A 17,923-nucleotide genomic window follows, 5' to 3' on the forward strand; every position below is an offset into this window, starting at 1 on the left:
AGAAGGTGCGGCAAATCAGGTCGCTCGAGAGGTTTCATGGTTTCGCTCAGGCGTATGGTGTGTGCGATGGTTGCAGTGCTTGCGATGTCCACTGTCGCGCGTGCGGAGGATGGTTTTCCCTTCGGCACCGAACTGACGCTGGAGGCGTCGCCGCAGCCGGGCTCGAAGCGGATTCCGAACATCGAGATTGGAGACAATGGCGAGGTCGTGCTGGAGCTCTGGTGCAAGGGCGGCAAGGGCCAGTTCTCGGTCGCCGGCAACACCGTGATCTTCGTCCCCGGCCAGATCCAGGACCGGTCCTGCCCGCCGGCAAAGGCCCAGGCCGACGACGATCTCGTCGCAGCGCTCGGCAGCGTCGAGACCTGGAAGCGCCAGGGCGATGTGCTGACGCTTCTCGGCCCCAAGCCGCTGCGCTTCCGCGCGAACGGCAATTAGCCTCGCTGTCATACCCCGCGACCCCGGCTACGCCAAGGCTTCGCCGGGGTTGAGGTGGTGTCTCCGTCTACTTCCACACCGACTTGTCGGCGTCCCAGCGCTGGCCCTTCAATTCCTTTGCGAGCGCCTCGACCGAGCCGTTGTCGTCGGGCTGGTCGCCCTCCTCGTCGGCCGAAGCTTCGTCCGAGAGATTGAGCTTGGCGCCGCTGCTCTCGTCGGCGGTCGTGGTGGCGGGGCTGCCGATCCAGAGCATGAGCTTGTCGGTCGTGCCGGGCTTGTCCGGCGAGATGAGCCCTGCGACCTCGATCGTGTCGGTCAGATCGAGCGTCGGGAAATCCTGGTTCGGCCGCTTGAAGACCAGCTTGAGCTTGCCGGTGGCCGGGTTGAAGCTTTGCGAGACCGGCTTTGCCGCGAGCGTCCGGCCCAGCACGCCCGCCACGGCGGCTGCGAGCTTGTCGCGGTTGATCTTGTCGCCGTCGCGCCAGTCGGCCGCGGCGAAGCGGATGGTGCGGTCCATCTCGGTCATGCCCGCGGTCCAGCCCGCGGCGGTGACGCCGGGCATCGCCTTGAATTTTGCCAGCAGCGCGCCGGCGCGCTCCGGGTCGACCGACATGTTGATGGTCTGCTCGCCGGCGCGCAACGCGTCGCAGCCGACGGTGAGGCTCGCCAGCGTCACCTCGACCTCCTGGCCCTTCAGGCTCTTCAGGAACTCGGTCGCCGCATCCAGCTTGACCTTGACCGCGATCGCCTCCGGCGAGACGTCGGTGAAGTCCTTCGGCTGCGGCGTGATGCCGTCGTCGGAGGTCTGGTTGTCCAGAAACTCCTTCTCGCTGAGATCGGAATTGTCGGGCGAGGTGACCTCGGTCACGGCCTGGCCGATTCCAATCTGGCCGCGGAATTCGAAAGTGTCTCCGGTCGGCTTGCGCAGCAGCTTGACGGTGACGGGCGCCTTCGCGCCGAGGCTCTGCGTCGTGCCGGTCAGCGTCTGGCCGGCGACCTGGAGATTGACGACGAAGCGATCCTTGCGGTCGGAATTTTTCGCGACCGGATAACAGACGTCGAGGACGGCGGCCGTGACCGTCTTGCCCTGGCGCGTCTCCTTCAGGATCACGTCGGCATTGCCGTCCATCAGCCCGTCGATCGAGGTGAAATAGCGCGTCTCGGGTCCGCCCGGCACCGTCGCCTTTGGCGACAGCTTCATCTGGGCGGATGCGACCTCCGGCGAAACAGCAAGCAGAGCCGCCACAAGGGCCGTGGAGCAAACCAGAAGCGCGCGCATCGATAAAATCCTCGAGCAAGGGGGCATGATCCGGAAAAGCGTGATGCGGTTTTCCGAAAAGATCATGCTCAAACAACAACCTAAAGCGCGACGACGACTCGTTCCGACCTCATCGCGCTTTAGAATCGGCGCCACCGTAATGGGTTTTGGCCGTCGGTTGAATCGGAAAGCGTGAGCCATGGTCGGCAAAAAAGAAGGCCGCCCGGAGGCGGCCTTCGCAACATTGTCGGGGAACGGTGGGCTCAGAAGCCGCCCATGCCGCCGCCGGCCGGCATCGCGGGCGGAGCGTCCTTCTTCGGCGCCTCGGCGACCATGGCTTCGGTGGTCACCAGCAGGCCGGCCACGGAGGAGGCGTCCTGGAGCGCGGTGCGCACCACCTTGGCGGGGTCGATGATGCCCTTCTCGACCATGTCGACATAGTCCTCGTTCTGGGCGTCGAAGCCGAAGGTCTCGGACTTGTTCTCCAGGATCTTGCCGACGACGATCGAGCCTTCCACGCCCGCGTTCTCGGAGATCTGGCGGATCGGGGCTTCCAGCGCCTTCAGCACGATGTTGATGCCGGCCTGGACGTCGTCATTGGCGTTGGTGAGACGGCCCACCGCCTTCTTGGCGCGGAGCAGCGCGACGCCGCCGCCGGGGACGATGCCTTCCTGCACCGCGGCACGGGTGGCGTTGAGGGCGTCCTCGACGCGGTCCTTCTTCTCCTTGACCTCGATCTCGGTCGCGCCGCCGACGCGGATCACCGCGACGCCGCCGGCGAGCTTGGCGAGGCGCTCCTGGAGCTTCTCGCGGTCGTAGTCCGAGGTGGTCTCCTCGATTTGCGCCTTGATCTGGCCGACGCGGGCCTCGATGTCGGGCTTCTTGCCGGCACCGTTGACGATCGTGGTGTTCTCCTTGTCGATCACCACCTTCTTGGCGCGGCCGAGCATCTTCACCGTGACGTTCTCGAGCTTGATGCCGAGCTCTTCGGAGATGAGCTGGCCGCCGGTGAGGATCGCGAGATCCTCGAGCATGGCCTTGCGGCGGTCACCGAAGCCCGGCGCCTTGACGGCGGCGACCTTGAGGCCGCCGCGCAGGCGGTTGACGACCAGGGTGGCCAGCGCCTCGCCCTCGACGTCCTCGGCGATGATCACGAGCGGCTTGCCCGACTGCACCACGGCTTCGAGCACCGGCAGCATGGCCTGGAGGCCCGAGAGCTTCTTCTCGTGCAGGAGGATGTAGGCGTCCTCGAGCTCGGCGGTCATCTTCTCGGCGTTGGTGACGAAGTAGGGGCTGAGATAGCCGCGGTCGAACTTCATGCCCTCGACGATGTCGACCTCGGTGTCGAGCGACTTGTTCTCCTCGACGGTGATGACGCCCTCGTTGCCGACCTTCTGCATCGCCTGCGCGATCATCTTGCCGATGGCGGCATCGCCGTTGGCCGAGATGGTGCCGACCTGGGCGACCTCGGAGGAGGAAGCGACCGGCTTGGCGCGCTTCTCGATGTCCTTGATGACGGCCGCAACCGCGATGTCGATGCCGCGCTTGAGGTCCATCGGGTTCATGCCGGCGGCAACCGCCTTGGCGCCTTCGCGCACGATGGCCTGGGCCAGCACGGTCGCGGTGGTGGTGCCGTCGCCGGCGAGGTCGTTGGTCTTGGAGGCGACCTCACGCACCATCTGGGCGCCCATGTTCTCGAACTTGTCCTCGAGCTCGATCTCCTTGGCGACGGTGACGCCGTCCTTGGTGATGCGGGGCGCGCCGAAGCTCTTCTCGATGACGACGTTGCGGCCCTTCGGGCCGAGCGTCACTTTGACGGCGTTGGCGAGAATGTCGACGCCGCGCAGCATGCGTTCGCGCGCGTCTCCGGAAAACTTGACGTCTTTGGCAGCCATTTCTGCAATCCCTCGTGTTTCGTGCTGTGTCTTGTTTCGTGCTGCGTCTTGCCGCTTTGCCGGCCGCATCGATTCCGGGATCCGCAGGTCGAACCCGGCGGAAGGATGGATGCCCGGATCACGCGATCCGGGCATGACATTCAGCGGCCGTTCAGGCTGACGGCCCTAGGCCATCACGCCCATGATGTCCGACTCCTTCATGATCAGGAGCTCTTCGTTGTCGATCTTGACCTCGGTGCCCGACCACTTGCCGAACAGCACGCGGTCGCCGACCTTGAGGTCGATCGGGATCAGCTTGCCGGTCTCGTCGCGGCCGCCGGGTCCGACGGCGACGATCTCGCCCTGGGAGGGCTTTTCCTTGGCGGTGTCCGGAATGATGATGCCGCCCTTGGTCTTTTCCTCGGCGTCGATACGTTTGACCACGACACGGTCATGCAGCGGACGAAATTTGGATTTAGCCATGACGTTTCCCTTTGGAGGCTCGCTTCGGAAGTAGTGGAAGTGGGTGGGGCGGCGCTTCCGTCCACCCTCGTCCCGAGGATCGAACGGCGCGCTTAGCAATCGGGCTTTCCGAGTGCTAATAGTGCGCCCGGAAATATGGCTTGGCCGCGATCCTGTCAAGCAAAGGTGGTTAAGCGATTGGTGAGGCGGATATAGGATGGTGGCATTGGAAACGTGTTCGGGGCGCCGGCGTATCAAACGACGTCATTGCTCCGGTGGCGGTTTTGCGCTTGGCTGCAGGAGGGGTGCGGCCATGGTCTTGTTCGGGGGAATGCCATGATCAGTTCAGTTCGCGCGCGCAAGGTTGCCAATCTGGCAGCCGCATCTGGCCTGGCGTTGCTGCTTGGCGCCTGCGGCGGCGGCATGAGCCTGCCGTCCTTCTCGTCTTCGTCCCCGCCGCCCGAGGCAGAGCCCGGTACCGGCCCGGAAATGCCGGCGAGCATCCGCGCCGACGAGATCGTCGGCCGCTGGGGTCTCGCCTCGTTCCAGAACCCGGCCGACCGCGCCCGCACCGAGGCCGCCGCGCGGTCCCAGTGCAAGAATCCTTACGTGATCGGCGCCGGCACCTCCGGCGGCGTGGTCATGCATCTGGCCGACCAGGCGACACCGCAGGAATTGCGGCTGAAGGGCTCGCCCAGCGGCAAGAACTATATCGGGCCGGCCGGTCCGACCCCCGGCGAGCAGGACCGCGAGATCGTGTCCTTCGACGGTCGCGTCCTGATCACCCGCTTCATCGACAAGGACGCCGCCACCCGCTACGGCAACATGGTCTACGTCCGCTGCGCTCCGAGGGCGTGATGTTCTTCCCGTCATTCCGGGGCGATGCGAAAGCATCGAACTATGGTGCGCAATTGCGCACCTGAGAATCTCGAGATTCCGGGTTCGGTCCTGCGGACCGCCCCGGAATGACAGCGTGAGATAAATCCCCAAAAAACAAAAAACGCCGGCTCGCGCCGGCGTTTTGCTTCTTCTCTATGCCGCGTCCGTTCAGTCGAACAGCGCGTCGATGTCGTCCTGCGAGGCGTGGCCGACGTCGCCGGCGAGCTTCGGACCGTTGAGGAGTTTTTCGTCCTCGCTGCGGGTGTCGGCCGGCGCCGGCACATGGGCCTTGATCGCGTCGACGCCGCCCCAGATCTCCATCATCGCGTTGATGTGCTGCTCGATGAACTTCATCGTGGTCATGACCTTGCTGATGCGCTGGCCGGTCAGGTCCTGGAAGTTGCAGGCCTCGAAGATCGAGATGACGCGTTCCTGGATGTCGTCGGCGAGCCGCTTCTGCTGGTCGGCCGATTGCACCTTGGACATCGCGCTGGCCGCCTGGTCGATCGACTCGGCGGCTTCCAGGATCTGCTGGGTCGCCTGCTCGGTGCCGCCGACGACCGCGCCGAGTTCGCCATTGACCTTGGCCATCTCGCCGCCGTCGAAGCTCTTGCCGTGCAGCGTCGCAATTTCGCGCTTGGTGCGGTCGATGGCGTCGTGGATGAGGTCGAGCTCGACCTTCAGCTTCTCGCACTGCTCGATCTGCGCCCGGTAGGTGTCGAGCATGGTGCGCGTCTCGGCAAGCTCATGGGCCGTGGAAGCGTCGATCGCCGCCATCGCCGCGCTGGCGGACAGCGGGGCAGCGGTGCCCTTCGCCATCTGTGCGCGGATCGCGCGCAGCTCCGCCATGATCTCGCTATGCATCGGCGCAGCCTCCTCAATCATTTCGGGGCTGGGCATCTCGCCGACAATAGCCTCTTCGACACGAAAACGTTTGCGGTGAATAGCCATCAGAAACTCCCCCCACCTCACTCACGCGTCTTTGTAGGCAGAAGCAATTTAACACGAGGTTCACGACCGGAACTGTTGCGCGGCCGCGCGCGACGACGCGAGAAGAAGCGATTAACCATGAGCATGAGGCGTTCATCGAAAATAAACGCTGATCGCCAAATTGGGCTCTCGCTCGCGACGTGGTGAATCAAAACGGCGTTTCCGTTTACCAAACGAAACGCCTTTTGCTCTTTATTGACCACGTCGCGGACGCCGATCAGCCATCAGCTCTGCACGACGCATGTGATCTAGACGAAACAGTACAGAGTACGTCGATGTTCAAGAAAATGTCTGTCGCGCTGCTCGGCAGCGCTTACACCCTCGTTGCCGGCGCAACCAGCGCCCGCGCCTTCGACAATACCGTTCCGAACGATCCGCCCGCGGTGCTTTATCAGCCGCAAGTGCCGCCGGCGCCAGTGCGCGTCGCCTCCAACGCGAACATGGGCGGCGGCTTCATCGAGTTCCTGTTCGGCGATGGGCCCGGCCGCGGTCCGGCCTTCGCGCCGCCGGTGTATCAGCAGCAGCCGGGCTACAACGATCCGCGCCGCCTGCCGCCGATGGGCGAGCCGCAGATGCTGGGTGGATATCAGCAAGGCGCAGGTCTCCAGCAGGAGGCGGTCGATCCGCGCCAGCGTCAATTCGATCCGAAGTTCGAGAAACAACTCGTTGACTATAGCGGCAAGGAAAGTGCCGGCACGATCGTGGTCGATACGCCGAACAAGTTCCTCTATCTCGTCGAGGGCAACGGCCGGGCGATGCGCTACGGCATCGGCGTCGGCCGTCCCGGCTTCACCTGGTCCGGCGTCAAGGCGATCACGGCCAAGCGCGAATGGCCGGACTGGACCCCGCCGGCGGAGATGATCGCGCGCCGCCCCGACCTGCCCAGGCACATGGAAGGCGGTCCGGAAAACCCGCTCGGCGCGCGCGCGATGTATCTCGGCTCCACGCTCTACCGCATCCATGGCTCCAACGAGCCCTGGACCATCGGCACCAACGTCTCGTCCGGCTGCATCCGCATGCGCAACGAGGATGTCATCGACCTCTACGGCCGCGTCAATGTCGGCACCAGGGTCGTGGTGATGTGAGGTCCGAGCCCCGAAATGAAAACGGCCGCCCCATCGGCGGCCGTTTTTGTTTGCGCGCTATCGAGCGGCCTTACGCATAATCGCTGCCGCCATCGTCGCCGCCGAAATCGCTGTCGTCGGCCAGGTCTACGTTGTCGTCATTGTCGTTCTGGTCGTTGTAATTCTGGTCGTCGTTCGAAGCCTGGTCGACAAAGCCTTGGCGGGAATCGCCGCCACGGTCGCGGTTCGATCCGATGTCGTCGAGGCCGGCATCGCGCGCGAGCGAGCCGCCGGACTGATCGCTGCCGCCCCAGGGACTTCCACCAGCGCTGCGGTCGCCCAGGGCGTTGGTGTCGCCGAAGGCCTGCTGGTGCGATCCGCCCATCATGCCGCGGATGCTGGAGAGCAGCAGTGAGCCGCCGACGACGCCGGCCGCGGCCGCCGCGGCCGTACCGAGGAACGAGCCGCCGCCACCGCCGACCGGCGGGGCGCCATAGCCCTGACCGGGGCCTTGACCTGGGCCTTGGCCGTAAGCCTGCCCGTAAGGCGGCTGGCCGTAACCCGGTTGCGCCTGTTGCATCGCCTGGCCGCTGTTCCACACCGGCCGTGCGTCACGCGGCGGCACGTTCGGAACCGAGCCGCGCGAGGGTCCTCCACCGAACAGCGTGTCGCGCATGGTATCCAGGAAGCCGCCGGACTGGGCCGGCTCGGGCGCCTGCGCCGCTTCCAGTTCCTGGATGCGGTTATGGGCGCGCTTGAGCGCTTCGTCCTGCAACAAGGTGGTCTGCACCAGCGCGTAGACGGCGCCGGGCGCCTTGCGCAGGCCGTCGGAGATCGCGGCGATCGCGTCGGGATCGCGCGGTGCATTTTCCAGTTTTGAAAGCCGGTCAAAAAGCTCGTCGACGAGCTGGCGTTCCTGCGGCGTCATGATCAATCTCCCTCGCGCAAACCAAGCGCGCAGGAGATGTAGGGTTCCATTGTGGCCCCAACAGTGCCGGCCATATTAAATTTCGGTATGCGACAAGCTGCCTCGTCGGCCGGCTTTCGCCGCCATTCACCCCAGTGTCGCGTTGGTCTGCTCCAGCAGCCGTACGAATTCATCGCCCCCAAGATAGGCATGCTCGCGTTCGCGCACGTCGGTCATCGGATCAAGCGCGGCAAGGACGTCGTCGACGAAGCCGGGATGGCACATCACGAGGCCGCCATCGGGGAGGCCTTCCAGGAATTGCCGCATCAGCGCGCCGAAATCGGCCGCGCGCGTGAAATCATAGGCGCCGGCAAAGCCGGGATTGAAACCGAGGCCGGCGCGGCCGGCGCGGCGGCGGAATTGCGCGCTGAGGATGTCGAGCACCATGGCTTTTGGCGAGGCCAGCCGCTGCTTCAGCGGCAGGTCGCGGCCGCCCTGGCGCACCCAGGCGTTCGGCGCGGTTTCGCTGACCGCGTCGATAAAGCCGTCGCGCACCTGCGGATAGAGCTGCACATGCTGATGGCCGTCGACGAAGTCTGGCGCGCGGCCGAAAGCCTCTGCGAAGGCCACGAGCTGCGCCTTCACCTCATTGCGAAAGAATTCGCGGTCGAGCCGCCGCAAGACACCCGCGCGCAAGAGCTTCGGAAACGGCATGAACATGTCGCCGTCGAGCGGGCGGAAATGCATGGTGAGCGGCCGGAACGGCGCGGACAGCGTCACGTGCAATCCGATCGCGCAGCGCGGGCTCGTCTTCGCCGCGGCCTCAAGCGCCTCGATCTCGCCGCGAGCGATCGCGGGGCCGACCATCATCACCGAGGTGGCGTTGAGGCGGCCGCGCTCGATCAGGTCTCGGATGGCGCGATTGACGCCAGGGCTGATGCCGTAATCGTCGGCGCAGAGCCAGATCCGCCGCGGCGCCGCCGCCGCGCTCATTCGGCCGCCGTCCTCTTCGCGGCGTCGTCGGCCTTGTCGGCCTCGAAATGCTTCTCGCTGTGCTCGGCGACGAAGTAGATCGGGCGCGCCTTCAGCTCGGAGAGGATCTTGCCGATATATTCGCCGACGATGCCGATCATGATGAGCTGCACGCCGCCGATGGTCATCAGGCCGACCACGAGCGAGGGATAGCCGGGGACCTGCTTGCCGGTGGTGAAGACCTCCCAGAGAATGGAGAGGCCGAACAGGAAGGCGATGCCGGCGAGCACGACGCCGAGCAGGCTGGCGAAACGCAGTGGTGCCACCGAGAACGAGGTCAGGCCTTCGATCGACAGGCCGAGCAGGCGCGCGGCGTTGAAGGTGGTGACGCCATGGGCGCGCGGCGACGGCTCGTAGTCGACGCGGATCTGGCGGAAGCCGATCCAGCTTGCCAGGCCCTTGAAGAAGCGGTTGCGCTCCGGCAGTTGCCGAAGCGCCGTGACCGCGCGCGGCGAAAGCAGGCGGAAATCGCCGGCGTCTTCCGGAATCTTCTGGCGGGCGCCCCAGTTGATCAGGGCGTAGAAGCCATGCACGGCGAGCCGTCGCAGGAAGGTTTCGTTGTCGCGATGCGCCTTGGCGGTATAGACGACGTCGTAGCCGTCATCGATCCAGTGTCCCACGAGCTGCTCGACGAGAGCCGGCGGATGCTGGCCGTCGCCGTCCATGAACATCACGGCGCCGAGGCGGGCATGGTCGAGGCCGGCCATCAGCGCCGCCTCCTTGCCGAAATTGCGCGACAGCGAGACCACCTGGACGTCGATCGCGTCGGCCGGCAGGCTGCGCGCGATCGACAGCGTCGCGTCCGCGCTGCCGTCGTCGACATAGACCACCTCGCAAGCGAGGCGATGGCGCTGCCGCAGGGTCTTTGCGAGATCGCAGATGCGCTGGTGCAGGGCGGCAAGCCCCGCCGCCTCGTTGTAGACGGGGACGACAATCGACAGTCCCTTCGCGGCGGCGTTGGCCGCGGTGGTCGTCAGGCCGGAAACATCAGAGCCCAGCGTCATCGATCAAGGTTCCAGAGGCGTTCAAGGTCATCTCAACAGCATATGGTAGCTGCCGTTTGCTGTCGCTACGCTGAACGGACCTGAGGCTCACCGCCGCAGGAACGCCTCGAGCTTGGCGAACAGCGGGTTCTCCCGGTCGAACACGTAGTCGAGCGAAACCACCGAGACGGTCTCGGCGCCATGCTCGCGCAGGAAGCTCGCGAGCGCATAGAGCTGCCCCGGCGGGCAGTGCAGCGTCAGCATGCCCGACGAGGTCGGCCCGCCGAACGGGGCCTCCACGCCGAACCGGCTGTGGGCCTCGCCGAGCAGGGCGGCGTCGCACTGCCGGAATCGGGTCCGGACCTCGCGGTATTTGTTGGCCCGCGCCCGCGCCGCGATGTGGTCGAGGATGACGCGCGCGGTCTCCCGCGCCTGCGGCGACCAGTCGGCATCCCTGGAGGCGACCAGATTGGCCTGGCTGCGCAGGATCATGCCGTCGTCGAGCACCCGCAAGCCGTTGGCGGCGAGGGTCGCGCCGGTCGTCGTGATGTCGACGATCAGCTCGGCGCTGCCGGCTGCCGGCGCGCCTTCGGTCGCGCCTGCGCTTTCAACGATGCGGTAATCGGTGATGCCGTGGTTCTGGAAGAACGCGCGGGTGAGATTGACGAACTTGGTCGCGACCCGCATCCGCATGTGATGCTGCTCGCGGAAGCCGGTGGTGACGTCGTCGAGGTCGGCCATGGTGCGGACGTCGATCCAGGCCTGCGGCACCGCGACGACGACGTCGGCATAGCCGAAGCCGAGGCCTTCGATCAGGGACACGCGCTTGTCCGCGTCCGCGATGTTCTCGCGCACCAGGTCCTCGCCGGTGACGCCGAGATGGGCGAAGCCGCGCGACAGCTGCGCGGCGATCTCACTCGCCGACAGATAGGCGACCTCGACATTGTCTAGCCCTGCGATGGTGCCGCGATAGTCGCGTGCGCCGCCGGCCTTCGACAGCTTGAGGCCCGCGCGGGCGAAAAAGGCTTCGGTGTTTTCCTGGAGGCGGCCCTTGGAGGGAACGGCCAGAACGAATGGCGCGCTCATGACTTAGGCTCCCACCTTGCGGCCGATCCGGGTCAGCGCGTCCACCCAGACCGAGAAACCGACAGCGGCGATCGGCTCGGCTGAACCAAGCTGGGTCATCAGCCCGTCATAGCGTCCGCCGGCGACCAGCGGCTCGGCGCCATTACCCCTGTGATGCAGCTCGAATTCGAAGCCCGTGTAATAGTCGAGCCCGCGTCCGAACGCGGTCGAAAAGCGCGTCTGCTTCACGTCGATGCCGCGCGCAGCCATGAAGCCGACCCGGCTCTCGAACTGATCGATCGCAGCCGTGAGGTCGAGCCTCGCGTCGGTGGTGAGCGCACGCAGCTCGGCGACGGCGTCGTCGGGATTGCCTGCGATCGACAGGAAGCGCTTGAGCACGGTGATCGCCTCGCGGGGCAGCGCGCCGCCCTTCAGCGTCGATTGCTCGAGGAAGCGGTCGGCGATCTCGGCGGTGGTGCGGCCGCCGACATTGGTGGTCCCGGCGATCGACATCAAATCGGTGACGAAGGCGAGCGCCGCCTTGCGGTCGGAGCCGGCCAGCGCCGCCAGCACGCCCTCATATTCGCTGCGGGTGGCGGTCGTCGCGGCCGCCAGCCGTTCCAGATCCTGCTCCAGGCTGATCTTGCGGTTGAAGTCCTTGACCAGGCGGCGCCGCCAGACCGGATAGAGGTTGAGCGCGTCGAGCAGCGCGTTGAACAGCGCCACGTCGCCGGTGCGGATCTCGACGTCGCGGACGGCGAAGGCGCCCGTCGCCTCCAGCGCCAGCGCCAGCATCTCGGCATCGGCCGCGGCGCGGTCCTGGCGGCCGAACGATTCGATGCCGGCCTGAAGAAACTCGCTGGCCTGGCCGCTGCGGTAGCGGAACACCGGACCGAGATAGCTGAACCCGGCCGGTTGGCCGGCGCGGCTGGAGGCGAGGTAGTCGCGCGCCACCGGTATGGTCAGGTCCGGGCGCAGGCAGAGCTCCTCGCCGGTGAGGTCCGTGGTCAGATACAGGCTCTTGCGGATATCCTCGCCGGAAAGGTCCAGGAACGGCTCGGCCGGTTGCAGGATCGCCGGCTCGGCCCTTGCATAGCCGGCCTGCGCGAACGACAAGAGCAGCGTATCCGCCCAGGCGGCGGAGCCGGCAGCATTTGAGGTGGCAGTCGCGGTCATCTCAGGGGTCCATCGTCCCGGTGGAACCGGGCAGGGCAAGGGGAGGCAAGTGGAGGCAAGCCAGTTGGCGCAGCCCTTAGCATGGCCGGAAAGCGGTTTCGACCTCCAAAGGATCAATCGCTTAACGGCCGGCCAATGCGCAGCATCAGGGAGTCTTGCCGCCCCAATCGCCCAGCACCGTCTGCACCAGCGCCAGCGCAGCCACCGCGGCGGTGTCGGCCCGCATGATCCGGGGACCCAGGGCGAGCCGCAGGATCTTCGGCTGTCGCAGCAGCAGCGCCCGCTCTTCCTCGGCAAAGCCGCCTTCGGGGCCGATCAGCACGTCGATACCTTGTCCCGCCTCGCGCGCGGCTTGCAGGCTCTGAACGGGGTTTTCGACCTCCGCGGCCTCGTCGCAGAAGATGAGCAGGCGACCCGCGGCGCGCTGGCTGAGGAAGCGCTCCAGCGGCACCGGCTCGGCCACGGTCGCGATGCTCAGGATGCCGCATTGCTCGGCGGCCTCGACCACGTTGGCACGCATCCGCTCGGTGTTGACCCGGGAGGCCTGGGTGAACCGGGTCAGGACCGGTTGCAGGCTGGCGGCACCCATCTCGATGGCCTTCTGGACCATGTAATCGAGCCGGGCGTGCTTGAGCGGGGCGAAGACGTAAGTGAGGTCGGCCAGCCGGTCCTGCGGCCGGGTCTGCTGGAGGATGACGAGGCCGTCCGGCCGTTTGCGGCCTTCGATCGCGGCCTGCCACTCGCCGTCGCGGCCGTTGAAGGCCAGGACCTCGGCCCCCGCGGCAAGCCGCAGCACATTGCCGAGATAATTGCTTTGGTCGCGGTCGAGCGGGACCCTGGCATCCTGGGCCAGGGGGGCATCGACGAACAGGCGGGGGGCGCGGAAATCGTGGGAAGGCATCATTCAGGTCCGATTTGCCGCCGTTATTAACCGAAAGCCGCCATTTCGGGGGAAATATTGCCGAACCGGTGCGTCGGCGCGCCGCGCTCTTGCCCTATTCGACGGGTTGTTAAGGGCCGGCGGGAATCGTAAAAACGCGAACACGCTGGTTGCGCTTCAATTGGGAAGACGCCGAACCCCGTAAGCTCCTGCCGGAGAGACTGCCTTGATGATCCGTCATTTGATGGTTCCGATCACCGCCGCCATGATCACCATGGGGGCCGTGGGCGCCTATGCGCAAAGCGCCTTCCCGGCGCCGCTGCCAAACCAGGCCGCGAGCAGCTCGGCGTTTCCGCCCGTGAACGGCTCGGCGCCGACAGCCTCCGTCGGCACGGCGCCGCAATCCTCGTTTCCGGTGAACGGCGCCGCGCCGGTCGGCGGCGCCGGCGCTTTCAGCGCGGCCCCGCCGACGCAAGCCCCGGGTGAGGACTGCATGAAGGCCTTCATTCCCCTGCGCGAGGAGGCCGAGAAGCGCGGCAAGGCGATTAAGGCCGCGAGCGACCGCCACGCGCCGCCGGACGAGGCCTGCAAGCTGATCCGCAATTTCGGCCAGGCTGAAATGAAGATGATCAAGTACGTCGAGACCAACGCTGCAAAATGCGGAATCCCGCCGCAGGTCGGCGCGCAGATGAAGGACGGCCACAAGAACACCGAGGCCATGACCACGAAGGTCTGCAACGTCGCGCAGCAGATGCAGAACCAGCCGCGCGGTCCGGCCGGCCCGTCGCTGAGCGAGGTGCTGGGTTCGGGCTCGGCACCTGAAGCCAATGCCGGCAAGAAGGGCGGCAGCACCTTCGACACGCTCAACGGCAACGTCCTCACGCGATGAGCGACACATCCGCCCGCGTTGCCGACTCCACCGGCAACTGGGTCGATACGCTCGCGCCGCCATGGGCGCGGCCCTATTTGCGATTGTCCCGCTTCGATCGTCCGATCGGCTCCTGGCTTCTCCTGATGCCATGCTGGTGGTCGGCGGCGCTCGCCGCCGGCATCGCGCACGATTCCGGCCGACTGCCGCTCACCATCGTCCTGTTCTTCATCGGCGCCTTCGTCATGCGCGGAGCAGGCTGCACCTGGAACGACATCACCGACCGCGATCTCGACGACAAGGTCGAGCGCACCCGCTCGCGGCCGCTGCCGTCGGGGCAGGTGACCACGAAGCAGGCGCTGGCCTTCATGGTCGCGCAGGCCCTGATCGGTCTCGTGGTGCTCCTGCAATTCAATCGCTTCGCGGTCCTGACCGGCATCGCCTCGCTTCTGATCGTCGCGATCTACCCCTTCATGAAGCGCATCACCTGGTGGCCGCAGATCGTGCTCGGCCTCGCCTTCTCCTGGGGCGCCTTGATGGGTTTTGCCGTCACCTTCGGCCGCATCGACGTCACCGCGCTCGTGCTGTATGGCGGATCGATCGCCTGGGTGATCGGCTATGACACGATCTATGCGCATCAGGATGCCGAGGACGACGCGCTGATCGGCATCAAGTCCACCGCGCGCCTGTTCGGCGCGCACACGCACCAGGCGCTGATCCTGTTCTATGGGCTTGCGGTGGTGCTGATCGGCGTCGCGCTGGCGTCAGGCGATGTGCGCTGGCCCGCCTGGCTCGGGCTTGCCGCTTTCGCCGCGCATCTGGCCTCGCAGATCGTGCGCTTGAGGATCGACGATCCCGCGCTTTGCCTGCGCCTGTTCAAGTCGAACCGGGATGCGGGCCTGCTGTTGTTTGCGGGATTGCTCGCGGACGCGGTGATGCGCGCGGCGTGACGCAAATGCGTGGGGTGGGCAAAGGCGCTCTTGCGCCGTGCCCACCATCTTGCCGAGATTGAGATGGAAATAGGTGGGCACGCTTTCGCTTTGCCCACCCTACGGCACCTTTAGTTCCTCGCGATGATCTCGCGCTCGCCGTGATGAACCGACAGCTCGCGCGCCATGGCGGCGCGCCGGCGCATCAGGAATTTCGGACGGCGGGCGCGGATCGCGTTGGCGCGGCGGCGGCGCGGTGCGGGCTTGCGCGCGCCTTCGTCGAGTTGCGGAAGCGCGAAGATCTCGCTCCAGACCGCCCAGGCCTCGGTGAGCTCGTCGCCGTCGGCGCCGACCAGCAGCGGAACGGAGAGCGAGGGATCGCGATGGACGAGGACGAGGGCCTGCGCCGCGTCGTTGCCGCGCAGCGCGACGCCGGAGAAGTCGCTCACGCGCACGTTGATCGCCATCCGCATGCCGCGGACGGCACGGCGCAGCACGACACGTTCGCGATGAAGCTCGATCTGCCTTGTGTATCCGTCGGCGCGCGGATCATGCGCATCGAAGCGGACCGGAAGGGAAAGAGGGTCGAGCCGCAGAGAGCGGCTCGACCCGGCGGGAGCGATCCCGCTTGTTGCTGTTTGACGCCTCACGGCTTTAGTTCTCCCCGCCAGGATTATGTTCCCGGTCGATGCGAGGACCTTAGCGCGGCGGCTTCCGAAACCGCTTAAAAAGGCTGGTTAACCCAGCGTCACCGCGGCTCATGATTGACAAGACCTTGGCGCGCATGATTGACGAGACGTTGCGCCGAAGTCGCGAATCTGAGCTTTTAGCGGACTGAAAATGCTTGAAGTCCGCGCTATCAGGGCACATCTGTGGGTTCCGGTCCCGAACCCCGCCCCAACAGGATTTCGTTTGTGAACCCTTCACCAAGCTCGACGCTTTCGCCCAAAGCCAATCGCGACCTGTTCGATCAGTCCGCGCTGTCCGATCTCGCGCAGCGGCTGGTCGAGGCGGCCAGGCGCGCCGGCGCGGATGCGGCCGATGCGGTCGCAGTGCGCGGCGTCTCGCAAGGCGTCGAGGTGCGCGACGGCCGTGTCGAGGAATCCGAGCGGTCCGAGGGCGACGATGTCGGCCTGCGCGTGCTGGTCGGCCAGCGCCAGGCGGTGGTCTCGACCAACGACGTCAGCGGCGATGCCGTGACCAAGCTCGCCGAACGCGCTGTCGCAATGGCGAAGGTCGCACCCGACGACAAATATGTCGGCCTCGCCGATCCCGCGCTGCTCGCGCGCGATTTCCCCGATCTCGATCTGCTCGATCCGAATATTCCGGCAACCTCGGAGCTCGAGCGCCGCGCGCTCGAAGCCGAGGCCGCGGCGCTCGCGGTGAAGGGCGTGACCAAGTCCGGCGGCGCCTCGGCCTCCGCCGGCATGGGCGGCATGGTGCTCGTCACCTCGACCGGCTTCCACGGTTCTTACCTGCGCTCGAGCCAGGGCATCTCGGCCACCGCAATCGCCGGCGAAGGCACCGGCATGGAGCGCGACTACGACTTCACCTCGGCGCCGCATGGCTCCGACCTGCTGTCGCCGGAGATCGTCGGCCGCTCCGCCGGCGAGCGCACCGTAGCGCGCTACAATCCGCGCAAGGTCGAGACCTGCAAGGTGCCGGTCGTGTTCGATCCGCGCGTTGCGGGCTCGCTGGTCGGCCATGTCGTCGGCGCCATCAACGGCGCCTTGATCGCGCGCAAGACCAGCTTCCTGAAGGACAAGCTCGGCCAGCAGCTGTTCGCCAAGAACATCCGCATCATCGACGATCCCCTGCGCAAGCGCGGCCTGCGCTCGCAGACCTTCGATGCCGAGGGCGTCGCGGTGAAGAAGATCGCGCTGATCGACGAGGGCGTGTTGACGACCTGGCTGCTCGACTGCGCCACCGCGCGGGAGCTCGGCCTTGCCACCACCGGCCACGCCCATCGCGGCGTCTCGTCCTCGCCCTCGCCCGGTCCGTACAATCTGCATCTCGAAGCCGGCACGCCGACGCCGGCCGAGCTGATCGCCGACATCAAGCAGGGTTTCTACGTCACCGACCTGATCGGCTCCGGCGTCAACGGCGTCACCGGCGATTACAGCCGCGGCGCCTCCGGCTTCTGGATCGAGAACGGCGAGATCACCTATCCCGTCAGCGAGGTGACGATCGCAGGCCACCTGTTCGAGATCTTCAAGTCGATGCAGCCCGCCAACAATCTCGAATTCCGCTACGGCATCAATGCGCCGACGGTGCGCATCGAGGGTTTGACGCTTGGCGGACGCTGACGCGAACTCGCTCGACGCGACGATCCTGACGCGCGACGCGGCGCTGCTGAAAGACACGGTACGGGAAGCGGGCGCGCTCGCGCAGTCGATGTTCCGCACCGAGCTGAAGACATGGACCAAGGGCGCGTCCTCGCCGGTGTCGGAAGCCGACATCGCCGTCAACGACCTGCTCGAAGCGCGCCTGCGCAGTGCCACGCCCGACTATGGCTGGCTGTCGGAGGAGAGCGCCGACGATTCCACGCGGCTGTCGCGGCGGCTGGTCTGGGTGGTCGATCCGATCGACGGCACGCGCAACTATCTCGGCGGCCACGACGAATGGTGCGTCAGCGTGGCGTTGGTAGAGGACGCCGCGCCGCTGCTGGCCGCGGTGTTCGCGCCGGCCAGCGGCGAGTTCTTCTTCGCGGCCCGCGGCCAGGGTACGCTGCTCAACGACAAGCCGGTGCGGGCGACGCCCGGGTCCACGCTCGATTTCTCCCGCATGGCCGGCCCCAAGCCGATGGTCGAGCGTCTCAATACCGCCGGCGGCGACATCAAGCTGCACCCGCGAATCGGCTCGCTCGCGCTCCGGCTCTGCCGGGTCGCCCATGGCGCGCTGGATGCGGCTTTTGCGGGCGGCAACAGCCATGATTGGGATCTTGCGGCGGCCGATTTGATCGTGCAGGAAGCGGATGGTAGGATGAGCGACCTCTCCGGAGATCCCATCCTCTATAACCGCCGGGAAGTGGCGCACGGGGTGCTGGTGGCAGCGGGTCGCGATCGTCATGCGAGCATTGTCGCGCATTTTCGAAATCGTCCCTTGCCCTGAGCGCTTTCGC

General features: G+C 66.3%; 18 protein-coding genes. 7 read left to right on the forward strand and 11 right to left on the reverse strand.

From position 1 onward, the window contains the following. The first annotated feature begins 36 nt into the window (after positions 1 to 36). Positions 37 to 435: an META domain-containing protein gene (locus tag ACFLEY_RS06415; RefSeq protein WP_060910412.1), complete on the forward strand. Its 399-nt coding sequence runs from the start codon at positions 37 to 39 to the stop codon at positions 433 to 435. A 67-nt stretch (positions 436 to 502) separates the two neighbouring features. Here ACFLEY_RS06415 and ACFLEY_RS06420 read toward each other — a convergent pair whose 3' ends face one another. The 3 genes from ACFLEY_RS06420 to groES all read right to left on the reverse strand — a co-directional run bounded on the left by ACFLEY_RS06420 (position 503) and on the right by groES (position 4,050). Further along, positions 503 to 1,714 carry a hypothetical protein gene (locus tag ACFLEY_RS06420; protein ID WP_060912898.1) on the reverse strand — a complete coding sequence of 404 codons (1,212 nt, stop codon included), beginning with the start codon at positions 1,712 to 1,714 and terminating at the stop codon, positions 503 to 505. 242 nt (positions 1,715 to 1,956) lie between these two features. Beyond that, complete coding sequence (gene groL / locus ACFLEY_RS06425) at positions 1,957 to 3,588, reverse strand: chaperonin GroEL (protein WP_011090265.1); 1,632 nt, start codon at positions 3,586 to 3,588, stop codon at positions 1,957 to 1,959. A 165-nt stretch (positions 3,589 to 3,753) separates the two neighbouring features. Next, positions 3,754 to 4,050, reverse strand: a complete 297-nt coding sequence (groES, locus tag ACFLEY_RS06430; RefSeq protein WP_060910413.1) for a co-chaperone GroES — start codon at positions 4,048 to 4,050, stop codon at positions 3,754 to 3,756. Between the two features lie 315 nt (positions 4,051 to 4,365). Between groES and ACFLEY_RS06435 the strand changes: the two genes are divergently transcribed. After that, a complete protein-coding gene (locus ACFLEY_RS06435) occupies positions 4,366 to 4,887 on the forward strand; it encodes a hypothetical protein (RefSeq protein WP_060910414.1) in 522 nt (173 codons plus the stop codon). Positions 4,888 to 5,076: 189 nt separating this feature from the next. Here ACFLEY_RS06435 and ACFLEY_RS06440 read toward each other — a convergent pair whose 3' ends face one another. Further along, positions 5,077 to 5,859, reverse strand: coding sequence for a protein phosphatase CheZ (locus tag ACFLEY_RS06440; protein ID WP_028174613.1), 783 nt, complete (start codon positions 5,857 to 5,859; stop codon positions 5,077 to 5,079). Between the two features lie 314 nt (positions 5,860 to 6,173). Between ACFLEY_RS06440 and ACFLEY_RS06445 the strand changes: the two genes are divergently transcribed. Beyond that, the gene (locus ACFLEY_RS06445; RefSeq protein ID WP_060910415.1) at positions 6,174 to 6,983 is read left to right on the forward strand and encodes a L,D-transpeptidase; all 810 of its coding nucleotides are present in this window, start codon (positions 6,174 to 6,176) and stop codon (positions 6,981 to 6,983) included. 70 nt (positions 6,984 to 7,053) lie between these two features. On the opposite strand, the gene ACFLEY_RS06450 is transcribed toward ACFLEY_RS06445, so the two are convergent. The 6 genes from ACFLEY_RS06450 to ACFLEY_RS06475 all read right to left on the reverse strand — a co-directional run bounded on the left by ACFLEY_RS06450 (position 7,054) and on the right by ACFLEY_RS06475 (position 13,026). After that, positions 7,054 to 7,890 carry a DUF2076 domain-containing protein gene (locus ACFLEY_RS06450; RefSeq protein ID WP_060910416.1) on the reverse strand — a complete coding sequence of 279 codons (837 nt, stop codon included), beginning with the start codon at positions 7,888 to 7,890 and terminating at the stop codon, positions 7,054 to 7,056. A 126-nt stretch (positions 7,891 to 8,016) separates the two neighbouring features. Beyond that, the gene (locus ACFLEY_RS06455; protein WP_161536747.1) at positions 8,017 to 8,862 is read right to left on the reverse strand and encodes a ChbG/HpnK family deacetylase; all 846 of its coding nucleotides are present in this window, start codon (positions 8,860 to 8,862) and stop codon (positions 8,017 to 8,019) included. Next, complete coding sequence (locus ACFLEY_RS06460; RefSeq protein WP_011090258.1) at positions 8,859 to 9,905, reverse strand: glycosyltransferase family 2 protein; 1,047 nt, start codon at positions 9,903 to 9,905, stop codon at positions 8,859 to 8,861. Before ACFLEY_RS06460 ends, ACFLEY_RS06455 begins: the two co-directional genes overlap by 4 nt. An 87-nt stretch (positions 9,906 to 9,992) precedes the next feature. Further along, entirely contained in the window at positions 9,993 to 10,970 is a 978-nt protein-coding gene (gene hisG, locus ACFLEY_RS06465; protein ID WP_060910417.1) for an ATP phosphoribosyltransferase, read from the reverse strand. A gap of 3 nt (positions 10,971 to 10,973) precedes the next feature. Beyond that, the gene (locus ACFLEY_RS06470) at positions 10,974 to 12,125 is read right to left on the reverse strand and encodes an ATP phosphoribosyltransferase regulatory subunit (protein ID WP_060910418.1); all 1,152 of its coding nucleotides are present in this window, start codon (positions 12,123 to 12,125) and stop codon (positions 10,974 to 10,976) included. Between the two features lie 145 nt (positions 12,126 to 12,270). Beyond that, a complete protein-coding gene (locus ACFLEY_RS06475; protein ID WP_060912899.1) occupies positions 12,271 to 13,026 on the reverse strand; it encodes a 16S rRNA (uracil(1498)-N(3))-methyltransferase in 756 nt (251 codons plus the stop codon). 208 nt (positions 13,027 to 13,234) lie between these two features. On the opposite strand from ACFLEY_RS06475, the gene ACFLEY_RS06480 reads away from it, so the two are divergent. Further along, positions 13,235 to 13,894, forward strand: a complete 660-nt coding sequence (locus tag ACFLEY_RS06480) for a hypothetical protein (protein WP_011090254.1) — start codon at positions 13,235 to 13,237, stop codon at positions 13,892 to 13,894. Next, positions 13,891 to 14,823: a 4-hydroxybenzoate octaprenyltransferase gene (ubiA, locus tag ACFLEY_RS06485; protein ID WP_028174620.1), complete on the forward strand. Its 933-nt coding sequence runs from the start codon at positions 13,891 to 13,893 to the stop codon at positions 14,821 to 14,823. Before ACFLEY_RS06480 ends, ubiA begins: the two co-directional genes overlap by 4 nt. A gap of 110 nt (positions 14,824 to 14,933) precedes the next feature. Here the strand turns inward: ubiA and ACFLEY_RS06490 are convergent, their stop codons facing one another. Next, positions 14,934 to 15,452: a DUF6101 family protein gene (locus ACFLEY_RS06490; RefSeq protein ID WP_060910419.1), complete on the reverse strand. Its 519-nt coding sequence runs from the start codon at positions 15,450 to 15,452 to the stop codon at positions 14,934 to 14,936. Positions 15,453 to 15,716: 264 nt separating this feature from the next. Here ACFLEY_RS06490 and ACFLEY_RS06495 point away from each other — a divergent pair, with 264 nt between their 5' ends. After that, entirely contained in the window at positions 15,717 to 17,108 is a 1,392-nt protein-coding gene (locus ACFLEY_RS06495; RefSeq protein WP_060910420.1) for a TldD/PmbA family protein, read from the forward strand. Beyond that, a complete protein-coding gene (locus tag ACFLEY_RS06500) occupies positions 17,095 to 17,913 on the forward strand; it encodes a 3'(2'),5'-bisphosphate nucleotidase CysQ (RefSeq protein ID WP_028174622.1) in 819 nt (272 codons plus the stop codon). Before ACFLEY_RS06495 ends, ACFLEY_RS06500 begins: the two co-directional genes overlap by 14 nt. The last annotated feature ends 10 nt before the right edge of the window (positions 17,914 to 17,923 follow it).

This window comes from Bradyrhizobium sp. YCK136, from assembly GCF_044570075.1.
Classification (GTDB): Bacteria; Pseudomonadota; Alphaproteobacteria; order Rhizobiales; family Xanthobacteraceae; genus Bradyrhizobium; species Bradyrhizobium diazoefficiens.